This is a genomic window from Acetomicrobium mobile (assembly GCF_937920065.1).
The window spans coordinates 1-18,247 of record NZ_CALETC010000063.1 but is presented as its reverse complement, the minus strand read 5'-3'; the positions used below and the strand labels follow the sequence as shown (position 1 = coordinate 18,247).

Sequence of the window (18,247 nt, the reverse complement as noted above, 5' to 3'; positions counted from 1 at the left end):
GCTTGAAATAGCTTGCCTGCAACAAACTAAAGATACGGGGCTGCCCCTGCGCCTTACTTCAAAGGGGTTGTCCGTGACCGTTTACGGAGCGGGTCTTTCTTCGTTGTCTTGCGCCATTGAACTGGCAAAAAAAGGCTACCAGGTAAGTATGGTCTTTGACGGCGACATCCCGGGCGGCAGTCTTTTGGCCCTTTCACAAGAAGTTCTGCCCCAAGAAATACTTGTCACTGCCTGGCAGAACCTGCAACGGCTGGGTGTAACGCGGTCATCCGGAAAAGATCCAATCCGTGACGGTTTGAAAGAAGGTAACGTCGCCTACGTTGGCGTCGATGATCCCAAATGGACCCATCTCGTCGATTTAAATGATATAGATCCCCTCACCTACGAAACTTCGACTAAGGGCCTTTTCGCCGGAGGCCATCCTCGAAACGGCAAACCTTCACCCGTTTGGGAGTCGGCTGATGGTAAGCGTGCCGCCAACTCTATCGACCGTTATTTTCAGGGCGCGTCGTTAACGTCAGGAAGGGAAAAGGAGTTCTCGCTTGAGACGAAGCTTTACACCCCTCTAGATGGTGTCCCAACCCTTTCTCCAAAAGATGATCCAATAGAAGAGGCGAAACGCTGCATTCAATGCGAATGTCGCTACTGTGTGCGTGAGTGTGCATTTCTTGAAAAGTACAAGGGATATCCAAAGATCTACGCTCGGCAGATCTATAACAATTTCGCCATAGTCAGAGGCTCTCACAGCGCCAATAAAATGATAAATTCCTGTGCACTTTGCGGCCTTTGTGAGGTCCTTTGCCCCAATGATTTTTCCATGGCCGATTTATGTCGCTTCGCGCGTGAGCAAATGGTGGAGCGTAACATCATGCCACCTTCAGTCCACGAGTTTGCTCTCCTTGACATGGAACATGCCAACTCTCCAAGGTCGTCCGGATTTCGAAGCGGAACGAAGACTACGCAGGCTATTTTCTTCCCCGGTTGCCAGCTGGCGGGAGCGATGCCCGATCAGACTGAAAGGGTTGCAAACTTCCTTGAAGAGATGTTCGACGGTAAAATGGGCATATTGCTTGGATGCTGCGGTGCGCCTGCATGGTGGGCCGGCAGGCTAGACAAGCTTGAAGAAGTCATCAAAAACATCGAGAAAACCGTAGAATCCGCAGGAAACCCCACCCTGATCCTGGCTTGTTCTTCTTGCAACGAGGTGTTTAAAAACTTCATGCCTAATTTGTCGAGAGTCTCTTTATGGCAAGTGTTGCTTGAAAAGGGGTTACCTGAAACAAGGCCCGCTGCAGAAACGCTTGCGCTGCACGACCCTTGCACGACCCGCCATGAAAAAGAATGGAGGGAGTCCATTCGAAAGATACTACAAATTGTTGGACAGCCCTATGAAGAGCTTGTCTTCGGTGGCGAAACTACGCGCTGCTGCGGTTATGGAGGCCTTCAGGTTATGGCCGACCCTGACCTTGCGCGTGAGGGCGTCTCGCGAAGGCTTCAAGAAAGCGAAAACGATTTTCTGACCTATTGCGCCATGTGCCGTGAAAGCCTTTCCGGGTCGGGGAAAATGGTCTTTCATCTGCTGGACATCCTATTTCCTCCTCCTGCAGAAAAGAAACGTGCTGGCTTTTCCAAACGTCAGCAAAATAGGGAATTGCTTCGCACAAAGCTGCTTGGTTCTTGCGACATTCCTACGGAGCCGTGGGATGACTTGCCCATATCAGTTTCGGACAGAGTGCGCGAAAAACTTGAAGAACGCCACATCTTAGACAGCGATATCAAACAAACTCTGTGGAAAGCTTCTTCGATGGGAAGGTATCTTATCTCTCCCGAGGGCACCAAGCTTGCTTGTTCAAGGATAGGAAACGTTAATTTCTGGGTGGAATACCGCGAGGATGATCAGTCATTTACGATCATCAACGCCTGGAGCCACAGGATGATCATGGAGCTGATGACATGAGCAAGGGAAACGATCTTGGCTTTCACGAAGAAACTAGCTGGAGATGCAGCTGTGGGTGCGAGCTTACGCTGCACAAGGTCGCAGCGCTTTATCTCGGCAACCGCTTCGAGATAGAGCTTCCCGCCTGCTCTCGATGCGGCTTTATTCTTGTGCCTGAGTCTTTAGCGGTGGGCAAAATGCTCGAGGTGGAAAAGATATTGGAGGACAAGTAATGACTTTGCCCTACGAACACCCAAAATGGCGCGAGGTCATGGGCGAGGCACTCCATCCGGGAGGAGAAGCGCTTTCAAGAAGGTTGATACGCTTATGCGACTTTCCTCCAGGGGCCCGCATTCTTGATGCTGGTTGCGGTATGGGTGCGACCTTAGGACTTCTCGTCGAAGAGGGTTTCGATGCCCTTGGGTTGGACAGGTCTGACGACTTGCTTTCGAAGGCAAAGCAAAAGGGTCCGGCAGTACATGGAGATTTGCGTGATATGCCATTCGAAGACGGCAGTTTTGACGGCGCGATTTGTGAGTGCGTCCTTTCGCAGCAAAAGAAGCTGTCACCAGCCTTGTCAGAGGTTGCAAGAGTCTTAAAAGACGGAGGAATTTTGGGGGTAACCGACATCTTCGCCGTCAATCGCGGTTACGACAGTCAAGGCCGGGACGGTTCATGTGCAAGCGGGGCCAGATCCGCTCTTGAATTGCACGAAGCATTCACGATCCATGGATTTGAGGTGTTTTTCTTCGAAGCTTACCCCAAGTTGCTTCGGGAATGTACCGCCCAACTGATTTGGGCAGGCATCATCGAAGCACCCATAAAGACATGTTGTAGCCTTAGTTACGGCCTTTGGTTGTGTAGAAAGTTGGGCGATGAAGGTTCATTAAAAGGGCGATACGAAATTGAAGGCGCCGAAAAAGCGGCAGGTTAATCAGGAAGATTGAAGGAGAGATTGAGATGGAGGACCTAAGTACTGCAGTCATGCAATGGGGGCAGGAAGGATTTTGCTGTTCGCAGGTCATGATATTGGCTGGATTGGCACTTACTGGAAAAGAAAACGAGGACCTAACGTCGGCAATGAACGGCCTTTGCAGGGGCACATTTTCTCCTGGCTGCACCTGCGGGGCATTGACCGGCGCTTGTTGCCTTTTAGGGTTTTATGCCGGTAAAGGAGCGCCGTGGGAAGAAAAAGATCCGAGACTGCCCGAGATGATCGGCCAGCTTCACGAATGGTTTCAAGAAAAATGGGGAGAGGGCGGGCACGTCAACTGCGGGAATATCCTGGGCTACGAACCGATTACGGATCCGAAGCAATGCTTTCAAAAATGTTTTCCGATGATAATGGAAACGTTGGAGAAGGCCTTAGAGCTTCTTGAAACTCACGGCTTTGATATACGGGAAGGACGACTCCTTTAATGGCGATTTTGCGCAATACGCACAGCGTATGCCCGATCTGCCTGAAACAGATACCGGCATTGCTGGAAAGTGATAAAGACAATGTTTTCCTGCGGAAACATTGTCCCGATCATGGAGAGTTTTCCTGTCTTGTTTGGGAGGGAACACCTGATCTTGAGACCTGGACTTCAAACCGCTTTCCCCTCGCAGAACCTGAAGACAGACCGCCTGAAACTTGTCCCGAAGGGTGTGGACTCTGCATCGATCACCTACAAAAAAGCTGCACCGTAGTAGTTGAGGTTACGGAAAAGTGTCAGCTCAAGTGTCCGGTATGTTTTGCAAGCGCGGGAGATGGCTTTGAGCCCGATTTTTATGTTTTGGAAAAGTTGTTACATGATGTGCATCGTAAGGCACCAGGTGCCATCCTGCAATTTTCAGGGGGAGAACCCACGCTTAGAGACGATTTAACAGACCTTATTCGATTGGCTTCAAGCCTCAAATTTCCAGGAATTCAGTTAAATACCAATGGCCTTAAGTTGGCTCAAGAATCCGGGTACGGGCAAAGATTAAAGGAAGCAGGACTGAGCTGGGTATTTCTGCAATTCGACGGCCTTCGCGAAGCGACGTATACAACTTTGAGAGGAAGGCAGCTTTTGACCGACAAAATACGGGCAATCGATGCCTGCAAAGAGGCCGGCCTTGGGGTAGTCCTCGTTCCCACGGTTGTAAAAGGAGTTAACGACGATGAGATGGGAGATATCGTCCGTTTCGGGCTTTCACGCTTTCCCGTCGTGAGAGGAATTCATTTTCAGCCCATCAGTTATTTTGGTCGTTTCCCCGAACCCCCGTGTGACGAGATGCGTCTAACGCTTCCAAGGATCATGAGGGAGCTGGTAGCACAGACCGACGGGATGGCAAGTTTATCTCATTTTCGGCCGTCTCGGTGCGAGCATGAACGATGCTCCTTTCGGGCAGTGTACCTTGTAGAATCCCCTGATAAAATCATTCCCCTGACAAGTGAGCCATGTTGCTGTAACGGTCGGTCCTCCGATGAAGGATTTCAAAGCTCCGTCGAGAGCATCCGTCGCCGCTGGGGAGCTGACATCTCCCCAAAAACCTGCAGAAAACAAGAGGAAACCCCTCAGGAAGTAGACGCGCAAGCCGAAAACGCCTTTGAAAGGTTTATCCGCCTTTACGAAAGGGGAAGTTTTAGCATAAGCGCAATGGCCTTTCAAGACGGTGAAAACCTTGATTTAGAACGTTTGCGCTTCTGCTGCATCCATGTGGCAGCCCCTGATGGAAGGTTAATACCTTTCTGTGCATGGAACCTTACCGCAAGGAACGGCCGGGCCTTGCATCGTCACCGATGAAAATTCCAATCACCCCCTTGGACCCATGGATCGCAGGCCGCCTCGTCAAAGAGTTCCCCTGGTATGCGGCCGCAGAAAAGAAAGCGAGGATCGAAGACCGCAGCGAAATAGAAAGGGCTCAAAAATACCTTTTAAGCCGTATAATTGAACATGCTTCACTTTATTCTCCCTTTTACCGCAACCGCCTTGGAAATGTAAAGGATTTGCCTTTCAGCGAACTTCCCTTTACTTTCCCATCGGATCTCGCAGAATCGGGATTGCGTTTTCTCACCGTCTCTCAGTCGGAGATACGGCGCATCGTCACTTTAAGCACATCGGGGACATCGGCTCCTCCTAAGAGAGTCTTTTTCACCTCAGAAGATCTCAAGGCAACTGAAGATTTCTTCATGTGCGGGATGACGACGTTTACACCACCGGAAAGCAAAGTTGCCATCTTTATGGAAGGGCCTTCACCCGACAGTATAGGACAAATCCTTAAACGCGCCTCGAAGCGCCTTGGGTGTGAAACGCTTGTCTTCGGGCTTATCCACGACTACGCAGACGCGATTCTTGCCATAGATGACTTTCGACCCCTTGTCGTCGTTGGCCTTTCCGCCCAGATGGCAAGGATCGCAGGAAAGACCGAGCACAAGCCCGATTTCGTCTTGCTTAGTGCAGACATGGCGCCTGCTTCGATAAGGCGGCGGATAGAAAACCTGTGGGAATGCATCACTTTCAACCATTACGGCCTTACCGAAACTGGATGGGGTTGCGCCGTGGAGTGTCGCGCAAGGCAAGGTTGTCACGTCAAAGAGCTTGACCTTTACGTTGAAATCGTGGACGAAAATGGACGAGTCCTTCCCGATGGGGAGTGGGGAGAGATAGTTATCACCACCATTAACCGTATGTCTTTTCCATTGATCAGGTATAGAACGGGCGACGAAGGCCGCATCCTTCAGGACATTTGCCCTTGCGGTTCGCCCCTAAAACGCATAGAAGTCCTCGGTCGTCTTCCAAAAAAGGGCGCAGGAGGGGGTTCCCTTCGCCTTTACGACGTTGAAGATGCCCTTTGGGGCTTACCATGGGTCGAAGATTTTAAAGTATTCCTGGAGTGCGCTGGCGACATCCCCGAAAGGTTATTTTTGACCATCGCCGTGACGGAAGGCAAACAAGAGTATGTCGAGAAATCAGTTGATGTTTTAAGGCAAGTCCCCGGCGTTCCTAGCAAGATCATCGCAAAAAAAGTAAGCCTTTCCTCGATCCGACATCAAAGCCCAAAGATGGACTGGGAAGGCTGATTTATTCTCTTTCTTCTTCCTTGTCTGAATTGCACCTTAAAGTTCTTTCAAATTGGGTTACTTTATATTGATTGCCCTGACCTTTTTGGTTATACTGGGTAAAAGTAAAGAAAGAGGCGTCTTTACTTTTAAGAAGGCGTATCTTAAGAAGGGGAGGTGGAAGGTGCAAGGGTAAACTTTTAGAAGCTTTAAAATTTGTGAAGGAGTGGTTAGCGCCTGGACTGGTTACAAGCCAGTTGACGAGGTCGGGGGAAGATCGAAGCTATCGGCGGATGCCCCCGTGGCCCTGGAAGATGGGCCAGGAAGTCTTCTTACAAAACCGAAGAGCGATCTGCGGGACAAAGGGAGGACAATCTTCCTGTGTGTGCTGCGTTAGAAGGGATGAGGCAGTCGTGTGTGGTATAGTCGGGTATATTGGCTACAGAAATGCTTGTAGTGTGCTTTTAGATGGTCTTAAGCGGTTAGAATACAGAGTGTATGATTCGGTAGGAATAGCGGTTAACAATAGCAAGAAAATAGAAATTATAAAAGAGGCGGGCAGGGTCTCAGATCTCGAACGCATCGTCAAAGAGATCGCCCCCTCAGGCACTCAGGGGATCGGCAATGCCCGATGGGCCAATCACGGTGGCGTTTCGGTGGTAAAGGCTCATTCTTGCCCCAGTCGAGATAAACACTTCATACTCGCCCATAACGGCATAATAGAAAATTGTAGCGAATTAAAAGAAACCCTTCTCGCCGAAGGGTTTAATTTCACGTCCGAGAGGGACACCGAGGTTATAGCACAATTACTGATGAAGTTTTACGATGGGGACGTGTTAAAAGCACTCACGTCTTTACAGGGACAACTCAAGGGCTCTTACGCACTCGCCATTGTAGACGAAGAAGATATGGATCATATTTACTGCATGCGCGGAGGCTTTCCTATGGTCTTGGGCATGGGCGAAGGTGAGTCCCTTTGTGCAACCGATACGCTTGCCATACTTCCTTACACTAAAAATGTAATCTCCATGGATGACGGCGACATTGCCGAGCTTTCAAGTCAAGGCATCAAGCTTTATGATGCAAAGGGATCGCCTTTGCAAAAAAAGAACTTTTTCATTGATTGGGATTTGTCCTCGGCAGAAAGGCGCGGCTATCCTCACTTTATGTTAAAGGAGATCCATGAGCAGGGAGGAGCTTTTAGATCAACACTAGAAGGCAGATTGATAAACGGCGGCGTAGACTTTTCGGGCGAATTGGCCTTGAATAAAGAAGTTATAAAACGTCTTAGGGCAATTCATTTGGTGGCCTGCGGCACATCTTATTATGCTTCATTAATTGCCGAAAGGGCATTTGAGCGCTGGTGTGATCTAGATATAAAAGTTGACGTTGCCTCTGAATATAGATATCGCAATATTCGTCTGTCTCCAAATACTCTCGCCGTGTTTGTCTCCCAGTCCGGTGAGACCGCCGATACGCTGGCGGCTCAAAGAAGAGCACGCGAGTTAGGAGCGTACTCTTTGGCAGTCACCAACGCCCAGGAGTCTACTTTAGCCAGTTGCTGTGACGATGTTTTATTGCTCAAGGCCGGTCCTGAAATCGGGGTGGCTGCAACCAAGACCTTCACCGGACAGATCGCAGTCCTTTATTTGCTTGCCATTTACATCGCTAAAGTGAGGGGAACGCTTACTCCAAGAATGGAAAAGGAATTAATAGACGAGCTCATTCGACTTCCTTACAAAATAGAAGCCACTCTAGAAAGGGAGCACGTCGTTGAGGAATTGGCATCAAACTTTTCCGGCAGCCAGAGCTTTCTTTTCTTTGGAAGGGGAATATCTTACCCGGTGGCATTGGAGGGAGCGCTAAAATTAAAGGAAGTATCCTACATTCATGCGGAAGCATTTGCAGCCGGCGAGATGAAACACGGCCCCATAGCTTTGATCGATTCAAACGTTCCCGTACTGATTGTCGCGCCTAAAGACAGCCTTCACGAAAAGACGCTATCGAGCATCAAAGAGGCGAAGGCAAGGCGCGCGCCCGTCATCGCAGTGGGTTTTGATGGCGACGAGCAGCTGGCAAATGATGCAAGCCACGTTTTGTACGTCCCACCAACGCGCGAGGAGTTTTCGCCCTTCGTCACGGTGGTTCCCTTGCAGCTTCTCGCCTATTATATGGCCAAAAAGCGGGGCTGTGAAATCGACAGTCCTCGCCATTTAACAAAAAGCGTCACCGAGGAATAGGTTCGTTCAGGGCAATCGTTCGAATAACTTAGCAGTACCTTGCGTTTTTTGGTCGAGGCTATGGCCTTCGATAAAACCGGCACTCTTGTTAAAGCGAAGCCCCTTGTGGCAGATTTGGCTTCTTTAAGTGAAATAGCGGGGAGACAAATCACTGCAAATGGCAGCGCTATCTTGTGGTGAGAAAGGATTTAAGAAGGTCTGCAACATCGCCTCGACCTACTACCATCGAGGCGTAATAAGCATTTTCTTCTACGTTGGCAGCCAGATGCTCAAAGGAACGAGGGTCTTTTAGCCGCGATGCAACCTTCGTGAGAAACTCTGCCTCGTCTTTGCTATTATAGTATCGTTTTAAATTCACGCCTTTTAAGGTTACGCTGTCGACAAATGAAAAGCGAGGCAAACCTTTTAATGAAGAAGGCTTTTTTCCAGAAAGGACGTGGGCCCTGCCCTTTAGCTTTCTTTTGGGATAAATTAAAAAGTACACTCTGTCTTTTCGGCCCAAAAGAAGTGAAATGGGAAGGTAAAGCAAGCTGTGATGGGGTAAAAGCGATATAGTGGCCTTTGCCTTGCTGTAATTTTCATCCTCCAATGTGTATTCGGCCACTACGCCCACATATCCTCCTATCCAGGTGTAGTTTTTTTCTTTGGGGCGCAGTGCTTCTTCCATCTGCCTTGAAAGTTCTCTGATTAAGGTTAAGTTTAACCTCCTGCCTCGCCAATATTGAAGGCTTGCCACCAACCCTAGCAGAAGTAAAACCATTACGCCGCGGTTCACTTAAAATCACCTATATGCAAAAAATTAATAAGGTCTTTGCCCAGCAAATTTAAACCTTGAGGCGTTGAGATTTTCTCTCCCAGGTCGGGCAACTCGATCCATGAAATTTCGCCGTGAGCTTTCATGAGATCATCCAAGCCGCTTGAAGCGTAAGCTTTGAAAGGATCTTCCTTCGGGGCTTTGTTTATCAAACAAGCCCTTACGCCGTAGCCGTAGGTTGAAAGCTTTTTTATGGTTCTTTCAGTCTCCTTCACGGAAAGTTTGTCTACCTGAAGAACGAGCAATATCGAGGCACCTTCTCCGTGCAAAAAGGACTTTATGTCCTTTATTTCGCACCTGTATCTTTGAAGTTCTGCCATGACGGGATCATCTTGGTTGTCTATCTTTTTGCCCGATCCCTCGATATGCTGAAGATAGGCTCTCCTTTCTAAAATCTTTTTTCGCAGTCCCATAAGTTCGTCGATCCAAAGAAGCGTTAGGTCGGGAAGCGTCAAGAGACGAAGCGTCATGCCTGTAGGTGGTGTATCGAGCACGATTGCCCCATGCATTTGATCAAGGTTGCCTATTTCTTTTATTGCCTCAAGCAGGGCAAATTCCTCCATGCCCGGAGATTGCTCTAAGGCTTTCAAGAATTTGTCTGCGTTAAAAATTTGCAAATGTCCGTAGAGCGGACGCGTTTGATCTAATTTCATGTCGATAAAGCGCCGCACCTGAGTGTCTAAATCCACCTCAAAGGCAAATAATTTATCTGACACCTTTTTTGGCTTATCATCTAAAGCATATCCTAGGACATCTCCCAAGTTGTGGGCAGGATCCAAAGACACAGCTAAAGTGTCATGACCTGCGGAGGAAAGGGCGCGTGCAAGGACGGCAGAAATCGTCGTCTTGCCCGTTCCGCCTTTGCCCATCACTATGAAGCGCTCGATCGTGTCGTAAGACTTTATATGGCCTTTTTCTGTATATTGCTTAGATCTTAAGGATCCCCGAAATTTTCGCAAAAAGATCGTCACTTTCTGCCACTCGCCTCTCAAGTAATTCAAGCTCCTGCCCCAAGTGGGGGAGTAGTCGGACTACCAACCCCGTCGATGGGGCCGGTAGTCCGAAGAAACCGCCCAAAAGTAGGAAGGCGAAGGTTTCCTCAAGGGCTTGAAGTTCGGTCCTAACGTAGTCGGTTGCCTGACGCTGTGCTATTGTCTTGAAAAACTTGAAGAAATCTCTAATCATGTCGTTGCCTTTAAGGCCTTGCAGCCTCTTGGTATTGTTCTTTTAACGGCGAAGCTTCTTGCATTGAGCGATAAAAGTCGTAAATGAACACCAGTGCTAAAACTATCTCCAGAATTACAAACCCGCGCACGAGCAAAGAAGAGGGAACGGCGAACAAAAACCACCAAAGCCCGGCAAAGACTGTAAGCCAAAGTACTCCTGCGCAGGCAATTATGAACTTGACATGTCTTTCCAAGGACCCGGCCATCTTCAGTACCCACAGCGCCACTGTCAAAAGGGTGGCTGCTGCCAGCATTTGGTTTGCACCTCCGAAGGCAGGCCATAAGACGTTATATGCCTTGTTCCAAGCAAGCATTATGCTTAAAGCAGAAGGTATGGCAGAAGCCAGCCAGCGGTTTGTAATTGTTTTATGAAACTCGCCAAGGCTTGCTTTTAACGGTTCCCACACTTCCTCCCAGGCAAAGCGCAACACCCTGTTTCCCGTATCCATGGAGGTAAGTGTAAAGGCCGAAACCCAAAGGCTTGAAAAGACCGTTCCCACCTGGGCAGAAATCCCGAAAGCCTGCTCGAAAAGTATGCCATAACTTTGAGTGAATATCCCCAAAGGTCCTCCGACAGCATCAATGGCTTTCACGTAATTTTTGCCCATATATAAGGGTTCTTTCAGATTGTCTGCAATTACACCCATCTCGGCCAACTTTCCGCCAGCTTCTTTAAACACCAAAAGCCCGAATGCCGCGATCGTTATGGTGACCACGGTAGAAAGAAGGCCCTCCGTTAGCATTCCTCCGTAACCAACTATCAGGCCCTGAGTTTCCTTGTCAAGTTGCTTTGAAGTGGTGCCTGAGCCAATGAGTCCGTGAATGCCCGAAAGGGAACCGCAGGCAATGATGAGTGGAATTACAGGCCAGTAAGGCGATGGCACCCCTCCGACAATATTTGGGCTCCAACTCGTAAAGGCCGCCAGCTCCATCTTTGCTCCAACGAGGATCAAAGCAACGACTCCCATGGCAAGGCCCAAAACGAGGATATAAGCGTTCAAGTAGTCCCGCGGCTGAAGCAATATCCACACGGGAAGGGCGCTTGCTACCATCATGTAGAAGAAAAAGATGACCAACCATCCTTTATAACTTAAAGCTAATGGCGTCTTAAATCCAAGCCATATGGCCACAAGTGTAAGCAAGATGCCAACAATGGTGCCCACCAAGAAATTAATCCTGAGTTTGTAAAGCAAAAACCCGGTTATAACGGCAGCGACGATGAACCACATCGACATGCTTCCCACGTCGGGGCGTGCTACATAAAGATAAGCAAGCGAAGTAGAAAAGGCCCCTAAGGCCAAGACAAGAGTTAAATAGGCGAACACTTGAAACAAATAAGACGTACGAGGACGCATCATCTTGCCGGCTATCCACTGGATGGATTTTCCCTCGTATCTCACTGAAGCCATGATCGACAAGTAGTCGTGTACCGCGCCTATGAGGATGTTTCCAAACCAAATCCAAAGCAACCCTGCCCACCAACCCCAGGCCATTGCCAAAGCAGGGCCGAGTATTGGCGCACCGCCAGCAATAGAAGCAAAGTGATGTCCGAAAAGCACAGCCGGATGCGTTGGGACAAAGTCCACATCATCAAACTTAGTGTGAGCCGGCGTGGGTTTGGAATCATCGGCTTTAACGACCTTACGCTCAAGGTTTTTGCCGTACCATAAATAGCAAACAAGGTAAATTATGATTCCTAAAATGAGCAATAAAGAAGTGTTCATGATATCAAACCTCCTTTTTTAAATAGTCCTGGCCACAGGATGGGCCATAAAAGAAAACAAATCAAATAGAGTTTCCTGCTTTTCTTTAACGCCTTTTAGTCCTTCTATGCTTATAATCCATATGTCCATCGGTTTGGCCGGTTCTATTAGCGATGAGCCAAAATATGATAATTGGGAAAGCAAGCTTAAGGCTTCTTCTTCTGTCTCCGTTACCCATATGACCCAGCTTAGCGAATCCTGATCTGCCCAATCCAGGTCTACGTACCCCGGAATATACATGTGTCTCTGATTTAGCAGAAAAAGATGGACTTTCCCTATAGTTTCCAAAAAAATAGGTAGGTGTTCTTCGAAAGGGGGAAGGGCACGGAAGAAGAAGAATCTATCGGCGTTTATCAACCCATGCACGTCATTGGGATGTTTTGGGAACTTCATATAGTAGGCGAAATCGTAGCGCGACAGGTAAAGTAAGTCCACAACGAACTGCTCCGTAAAGATGCGGTTTCCTTCAAGCCACGCGCTAATTTGCTCAAGATTCCATGGTTGAATTTCTCTAGCTTTCAGTCCCGTAACGGGAAACTCCCTTTTTATCTTTTCTACATCGGGATTTGAAAGATAAGTCCATTCCAAACTTGTAAAGTTTTGAAGACGACATATTTCTTGTCCGGAAAGACCGGGGACATAGTCCAAAATTTTACCGGTGTGGTATTCTTTTATGCCCCATCTTGCTATAAAAGAGTTATCTAAAAGACATTGCAACCTTGTGCGCCAGAGGACCTTTTCCTGTTCTTCATAATCTGAGGGAGCTGTCCCAGGCTCAACCACAACAAATTGGGCCTTGCAGAGTTCTTTAAAGGCATTCTTCCCTTTCTCTGTTAGGCTGTATATGCCGTTGGTTTCCTGCAACAACCCAAGGGCTTTTAGTCGCTGTAGGCCTTCGCCATCCTCTCCGGCCAAAGCTATGGTCTCTTCGTCCCAACAGGGATGATCTTTATCGAAAAGCAATAAAACAGTGTCATCTTTCAGCAACAAAGTCCCCTCCTTGATGCCTTTCTCTTGATTATATCGACGATAAAAGTTATCGTGTACATTTTAATATTTTTGATATATTTTTGCCATTTAACGATGTCGATCAGGTCAAACTTTTGACTCATTGCGGCTGGTTTTAATTTTCCAGCAAATATCTTTGCAGATCCTTTCCAGTAAGGCCGGCACCAATGCCTACGGCGAGCTTGAGCCGCGCTTGCAGAGGCGTGAGATTCCCTCCTGAAAGCACCCCGATCTCCAGCAGTTTTTGTGCGCTTCCCTCGTAAGCATAGGATGTCACCACCCGTCCCCTAAGACATCTGGAGGTAATAACTACGGGAATGTTGCGTCGAATAATCTGTCTTATCGGGGGAACCCATGCCGGGTTAACATTGCCCGACCCAAAACCCGCCAAGACCAATCCTTCAAGGCTTTCGTCTTCGGACAGTAATTTCAAGACCCTTTCGCCGCCTCCAAGCGTCGCCCAGAAAACCTCGACTTCCCTTGCAGGGATGAGATTCCCTTCTATTATCCTTCCACGCTTAGTTTTTTTTACGAGATGTATCTTATTTCCCACTATCTCGGCGACGGGACCCCGTTCCGGCGCAGTCAAAGCATCTCTTTTGAAACTATTGACCTTGCAGACTTCGCTGGCTGCGAACAATTGATCCCGGAAGCACACCAAAACGCCAAGTCCCCAGATGCATTCAGAAGAAGCGGCGAGCAAGGCGTGGTATAAGTTAAGAGGACCGTCAGAACCCAATTGATCTGAAGGGATCATTGAACCTGTAAATATTACCGGGTAAGGATAGGGCCAAAGTAGATCCACCAGATAAGCCATTTCTTCCATGGAATCGGTTCCTGCGGTTACGACGATGCCGTTTATACCCTGACCAGCCTCCCTTCTTAGCAGTTCTGCGAGATCTGCCATCATGCGTATGTTATAGTGGCTACTGGGTTGATGGCTCCAATCAACTACAGTTACTTCGCATGGAAGTTCTTTGGACTCAAGCCAAGCGAGCATGTCGCCTGCATTTAGGGTTGGAGCATAGCTTTTTGCGCGCTCATCGTACGTCATGCCCATAGTCCCGCCTGCAGCAACGATTAAGACATTAGGACGCTCTGACATCCCAAACCACCTCCTCAACGTATGTACAAGTGTAACACTTTTTTACTTACAAAAAAGGGTAGTAGTGATAAAATACTATATCCGAGGCAGAAAGAAAATTTTTGGAAGGTGATTGTGTTGCGAAGCATCGTGGTGGGAGGAGGCAGCGTAGGCTTCGATGTAGCTAAAAACTTGGTCGAACTCGGACACGACGTGATTGTCATAGAACAAGATGAGGCTCGTGCTGCAAGAATTGACGAAATGCTTGACGTGATGGTAATTACGGGCAACGGAGCAAGGCCACAGGTGTTGGCTAAAGCAGGGGTGCAAGAGGGAGAAGGGGAAGCTATAAACCTGCTAATCGCCTGCACGGATAGAGATGAAGTTAATATCTTGTCCTGTTGGATCGCCAAAAAAGCAGGTGTTAAACACGTAATTTCCAGGGCAAGAAGCTTGGAATTTACTGACAGTCACATTTGGGCAGACGCGCTCGGAATTGATGAAATGATCTCTCCGGAAAGATCTGTTGCAGGGGCGATAGAAGACATGCTATCGATACGTTCAGTTATCGTAGCAAATGAACTGTGGGGAGGTATCGCCAGTCTTTATGCGATGAAAGTTAACAAAGGATCCCTCATGGAGGGCCGCAGTTTAAAGGAAGTAAGAAAATCCCGTTCCGACGTCGATGCACTCATTGTATACGTAGAACGAGAAGACGAGAAGGGTTTTATACCTCGCGGAGATACGGTTTTAAGAGAAGGCGATTTGTGTTACGTCGTTACATTAAGAAACGACGCCCACTTGCTCGAAAGCCTATTTAGCATTGAAAGCGCGTTCAAGCTAAAAAGAATCATGATCGCGGGAGGGGGCAAGATAGGTTTTCAGGTGGCGAGGCGTTTCGAGAAAAACCATAAGGATGTTGATATACGACTACTAGATTTAGATCCTCAAAAGTGTGAACGTATATCCAAAGAACTGGACAAAACTTTAGTCCTTCAAGGAGACGTTGCCGATGAAGATGTCTTGTTGAGCGAGGGCATCGAAGAGACTGACGGGTTCGTATCCACCACGGCAAATGACGAGTTAAACATACTTGTTGCCATAATGGCGAAAGAACTTGGAGCCAAAAAATCAATCGCAATTGTAAGGAATGACACCTACAGGAAACTTGAGGGCAGGCTTTCGCTAGACGCCATGGTCAACCCAAATGAAGCGCTGGTTGCAGCCATAATGCGCTACGTTACCTTGCGTACCAAGGGAGCTGCCATGTCCACAATTGAACAGATAAACGCAGAAATGATCGATTTGGTCGTACCTGAAGGTGCTTTTGTAGTGGGCAAGAAAATAATGGACCTGCATATATCTCCAACAGCCATTGTCGTGCTGGTCCAGCGCGGGGAGGATATCTTCGTGCCAGACGGGATGACCACATTAAAACCGAACGATCGTGTCTTGCTCTACACGAATGCTCCCAGCTATGATGAAATTCTAAATTTGTTCATAGAAGAAAAATGACCAGCAAATAAAAATATAAAATAAAGGAAAAAAAGAGATGCGGTTTAAAATCATAACGAATATCCTTGGGTTAATAGTCGAAGTTGTGTCCTTATTTATGTTGCTGCCCCTTGGTTGGGCCGTCCTGGACAAATCACCCGATGCCAGGCCCATATTTGTTTCCATGATCATAGGCATGGCCTTGGGCGCAATATTGCTCCTCATCGGCGGAAGGCTGAGCAGAGAAGAGATGAGGCCAAAGGAAGCTTTGGTTGCGGTCGGATTGTCGTGGATTTTAGCTTCGGCCATAGGCTCTTTGCCTTTCTGGCTTTCCGGGGCAGTTCCCACCTTTGCTGACGCTTTTTTTGAATCCGTCTCAGGTTTTACGACAACAGGGGCAACCGTCTTGGCAAACATCGAGGCCAACTCCAGGGGAATACTTTTTTGGAGAAGCTTAACGCACTGGCTAGGTGGTATGGGTATCATCGTGCTCGGGTTAGCCATTTTGCCATTTCTGGGTGTTGGTGGACGTCAGTTGTTTCGCGCCGAAGTACCTGGTCCTGTGCCCGAAAAGTTGACCCCAAGAATCCACCAAACAGCGCTTCTTTTATGGGGAGTCTATGTCTTTTTGACCGTCCTAGAAACACTCCTTCTGTATTTGGGAGGTTTATCCTTCTTTGAAGCGCTCACACACACCTTTGGGACGGTGGCAACGGGTGGTTTTTCCCCTTTGAACGGCAGCGTTGGACAATATAATTCGGTTTATGTTGACGTTGTCATAACTATCTTTATGTTCATAGCAGGTGCTAACTTCGCTTTGCACTATAAATTGTTGATGAAGAAAGACCTCACTGCCTGGTGGCGTGACGAGGAGTTCAGGTTTTACTTGTATATCGTTTTGGGGTCGATAGCAACCATTTCTTTCGTGTTGCTAAAAAACCAGATTTACAGCAGCCTTGCCCAAACAGCCAGATACGTTTCATTTCAAGTTGTGAGCGTCTTGACTACGACAGGATTTGTAACGGCAGATTTCGAACAGTGGCCCGCTTATGCCCAGCTTTTACTCTTAATTCTCATGCTCATCGGCGGTTGTGCAGGATCTACAGGTGGTGGCATGAAGGTGGTAAGGGTTATGGTTTTACTTAAACACGCAGGCATTGAGCTAAAAAAACTGATTCACCCACGCGCCCACTACTCAATGAAGCTTAACAAAAAAGTGGTGGAAAAGGACGTTATACTTTCTATAACCGCCTTCTTTTCACTTTACATGATTGTCTTTGTTGTCGCCTTTTTACTATTATCCCTAATGGGTCTTGATTTGATCTCCTCCATTGCTGCCGTAACGGCAACCTTGGGAAACGTAGGACCGGGACTTGGCGTCGTGGGCCCCATGGATAATTATTCTACCCTTGAAGCGCCGGTCAAATGGATTCTATCTTTTTGCATGCTCTTTGGCCGTTTAGAATTGTATCCCATGATGGCCTTGTTTTTACCCGATTCGTGGAGGAGCTAAAGGCGTAAATATTGATAAAATAGGCGGAAGGAAAATGGTTTTGACATGCCCTTTTCAACGTAAAATGATAGCACAAATGGCTGTAGGTGAATAAAAATGGTTGAACATGGAAACAGGAAGGTGGTACTTTTAGCAGATGCGGCGCTTTTTCTGACCGCAATGCTTTGGGGGTCTGGATTTGGAACAACCAATTGGCTGCTCAAGTTCATGTCGCCTCTGTGGCTTTTGTCCGTGAGGTTTCTTTTAAGCACAGGCCTTCTCGGTTTAATCTTCCGTTCAAGACTTTCTCTGCTTAGTCGAAAAGATGTCTTCTTGGGATGTTTACTTGGAAGCCTTCTGGCTTCAACTTTTGTGGCTCACATCTTTGGCCTTCTTTTTACCACGCCTGGTAAGCAATCCTTCATCGCAGGAAGCAACGTCGTAATGGTGCCCTTTCTTTACGCCCTTTTTTATAGGAAAATGCCCTCCTTAATCGCTACAGCTGGTGCCTTTCTAACCACTGCAGGGCTTCTGGTTATGGCATTTACGCCGGGCATGAGTTTTAATTTTGGCGACGCACTTTCCTTACTACTTGCTTTAGGGTGTGCTTTGCACGTTCTCTTCGTTGGGAATTTAAGCAGAAAGATGGACCCAATAGCACTCACTGTCGTGCAAATTGCCTCAGCGTGCATTATTTTAACAGCCCTGGCGGTTTTTATTGAGCCCGTGCCTTCCTTTAAAGCAGTGCCTGCAAAAGCATGGATGGGAATCTTGTACGTGGCTTTGTTCGTCACCGTCATTCCATTTCTCATCCAGACCGTTGCCCAGCGTTACAGCCCCGAGATTCACGCCGCCGTCTTACTTTCTTTGGAAAGCCCCTCAGGTTACGTATTTGCCTATTTAATAGGAGAAGAAATCGTTAACTTCCAAGTCATCCTTGGCGGGATGATAGTGTTCGCAGGGGTAGTGCTCACCGAGCTGGAAACATTTATCACAAAGAAATTTAACTATTTTTTCCATAACCATGCCTAAAGGCAATAATTCAATCATGTTTATCTTTAGAGATTCTTCCGAGTTTAAAAGCCAACTGACAATCATATGTAATGAACCTTAAATGGTGCTCCTGTCGGTCGGGAGCTTGGGCGTTATTCCTATAGCGAAGATTT

At 47.8% G+C, this 18,247-nt stretch carries 16 protein-coding genes; 10 read left to right on the top strand and 6 right to left on the bottom strand.

Annotated elements, in window-relative coordinates; all coding sequences use genetic code 11:
* From Q7P41_RS02260 to glmS, 7 genes are all read left to right on the top strand, one after another.
* Nucleotides 1-1,957: pyridine nucleotide-disulfide oxidoreductase/dicluster-binding protein (locus Q7P41_RS02260; RefSeq protein ID WP_303881810.1), on the top strand; the 1,957-nt coding region annotated here is incomplete at its 5' end.
* Nucleotides 1,954-2,169 (top strand): DVU_1557 family redox protein, encoded by a 216-nt coding sequence (locus Q7P41_RS02255; RefSeq protein WP_303881808.1) that lies wholly within the window; start codon nucleotides 1,954-1,956, stop codon nucleotides 2,167-2,169. The genes Q7P41_RS02260 and Q7P41_RS02255, both read left to right, overlap by 4 nt.
* A complete protein-coding gene (gene trsM / locus Q7P41_RS02250) occupies nucleotides 2,169-2,870 on the top strand; it encodes a DVU_1556 family methyltransferase (protein ID WP_303881807.1) in 702 nt (233 codons plus the stop codon). Before Q7P41_RS02255 ends, trsM begins: the two co-directional genes overlap by 1 nt.
* Before the next feature lie 26 nt (nucleotides 2,871-2,896).
* Entirely contained in the window at nucleotides 2,897-3,355 is a 459-nt protein-coding gene (locus Q7P41_RS02245; protein ID WP_303881805.1) for a DVU_1555 family C-GCAxxG-C-C protein, read from the top strand.
* Nucleotides 3,355-4,704 carry a radical SAM (seleno)protein TrsS gene (gene trsS, locus Q7P41_RS02240; RefSeq protein WP_303881803.1) on the top strand — a complete coding sequence of 450 codons (1,350 nt, stop codon included), beginning with the start codon at nucleotides 3,355-3,357 and terminating at the stop codon, nucleotides 4,702-4,704. The genes Q7P41_RS02245 and trsS overlap by 1 nt, the downstream gene beginning before the upstream one ends.
* Nucleotides 4,656-5,981: a DVU_1553 family AMP-dependent CoA ligase gene (locus Q7P41_RS02235; RefSeq protein ID WP_303881802.1), complete on the top strand. Its 1,326-nt coding sequence runs from the start codon at nucleotides 4,656-4,658 to the stop codon at nucleotides 5,979-5,981. Before trsS ends, Q7P41_RS02235 begins: the two co-directional genes overlap by 49 nt.
* A 197-nt stretch (nucleotides 5,982-6,178) precedes the next feature.
* On the top strand, nucleotides 6,179-8,200 hold the full coding sequence (gene glmS, locus Q7P41_RS02230) for a glutamine--fructose-6-phosphate transaminase (isomerizing) (RefSeq protein WP_369693126.1): 2,022 nt from the start codon (nucleotides 6,179-6,181) through the stop codon (nucleotides 8,198-8,200).
* 166 nt (nucleotides 8,201-8,366) lie between these two features.
* Here glmS and Q7P41_RS02225 read toward each other — a convergent pair whose 3' ends face one another.
* From Q7P41_RS02225 to Q7P41_RS02200, 6 genes are all read right to left on the bottom strand, one after another.
* A complete protein-coding gene (locus Q7P41_RS02225) occupies nucleotides 8,367-8,975 on the bottom strand; it encodes a hypothetical protein (RefSeq protein WP_303881800.1) in 609 nt (202 codons plus the stop codon).
* On the bottom strand, nucleotides 8,972-9,973 hold the full coding sequence (locus Q7P41_RS02220) for a TRC40/GET3/ArsA family transport-energizing ATPase (RefSeq protein ID WP_303881798.1): 1,002 nt from the start codon (nucleotides 9,971-9,973) through the stop codon (nucleotides 8,972-8,974). Before Q7P41_RS02220 ends, Q7P41_RS02225 begins: the two co-directional genes overlap by 4 nt.
* Nucleotides 9,942-10,199, bottom strand: a complete 258-nt coding sequence (locus Q7P41_RS02215) for a hypothetical protein (protein WP_303881797.1) — start codon at nucleotides 10,197-10,199, stop codon at nucleotides 9,942-9,944. The genes Q7P41_RS02220 and Q7P41_RS02215 overlap by 32 nt, the downstream gene beginning before the upstream one ends.
* Nucleotides 10,200-10,209: 10 nt before the next feature.
* A complete protein-coding gene (locus Q7P41_RS02210; RefSeq protein ID WP_303881796.1) occupies nucleotides 10,210-11,964 on the bottom strand; it encodes a carbon starvation protein A in 1,755 nt (584 codons plus the stop codon).
* A gap of 18 nt (nucleotides 11,965-11,982) precedes the next feature.
* Nucleotides 11,983-12,990, bottom strand: a complete 1,008-nt coding sequence (locus Q7P41_RS02205; protein ID WP_303881794.1) for a hypothetical protein — start codon at nucleotides 12,988-12,990, stop codon at nucleotides 11,983-11,985.
* Nucleotides 12,991-13,126: 136 nt separating this feature from the next.
* The gene (locus Q7P41_RS02200) at nucleotides 13,127-14,116 is read right to left on the bottom strand and encodes an asparaginase (protein WP_303881793.1); all 990 of its coding nucleotides are present in this window, start codon (nucleotides 14,114-14,116) and stop codon (nucleotides 13,127-13,129) included.
* Nucleotides 14,117-14,137: 21 nt separating this feature from the next.
* On the opposite strand from Q7P41_RS02200, the gene trkA reads away from it, so the two are divergent.
* The 3 genes from trkA to Q7P41_RS02185 all read left to right on the top strand — a co-directional run bounded on the left by trkA (nucleotide 14,138) and on the right by Q7P41_RS02185 (nucleotide 18,113).
* On the top strand, nucleotides 14,138-15,610 hold the full coding sequence (trkA, locus tag Q7P41_RS02195) for a Trk system potassium transporter TrkA (RefSeq protein WP_303881791.1): 1,473 nt from the start codon (nucleotides 14,138-14,140) through the stop codon (nucleotides 15,608-15,610).
* 37 nt (nucleotides 15,611-15,647) lie between these two features.
* Nucleotides 15,648-17,102 (top strand): TrkH family potassium uptake protein, encoded by a 1,455-nt coding sequence (locus tag Q7P41_RS02190; RefSeq protein ID WP_303881790.1) that lies wholly within the window; start codon nucleotides 15,648-15,650, stop codon nucleotides 17,100-17,102.
* Nucleotides 17,103-17,198: 96 nt separating this feature from the next.
* A complete protein-coding gene (locus tag Q7P41_RS02185; RefSeq protein WP_303881788.1) occupies nucleotides 17,199-18,113 on the top strand; it encodes a DMT family transporter in 915 nt (304 codons plus the stop codon).
* Nucleotides 18,114-18,247: the final 134 nt, after the last annotated feature.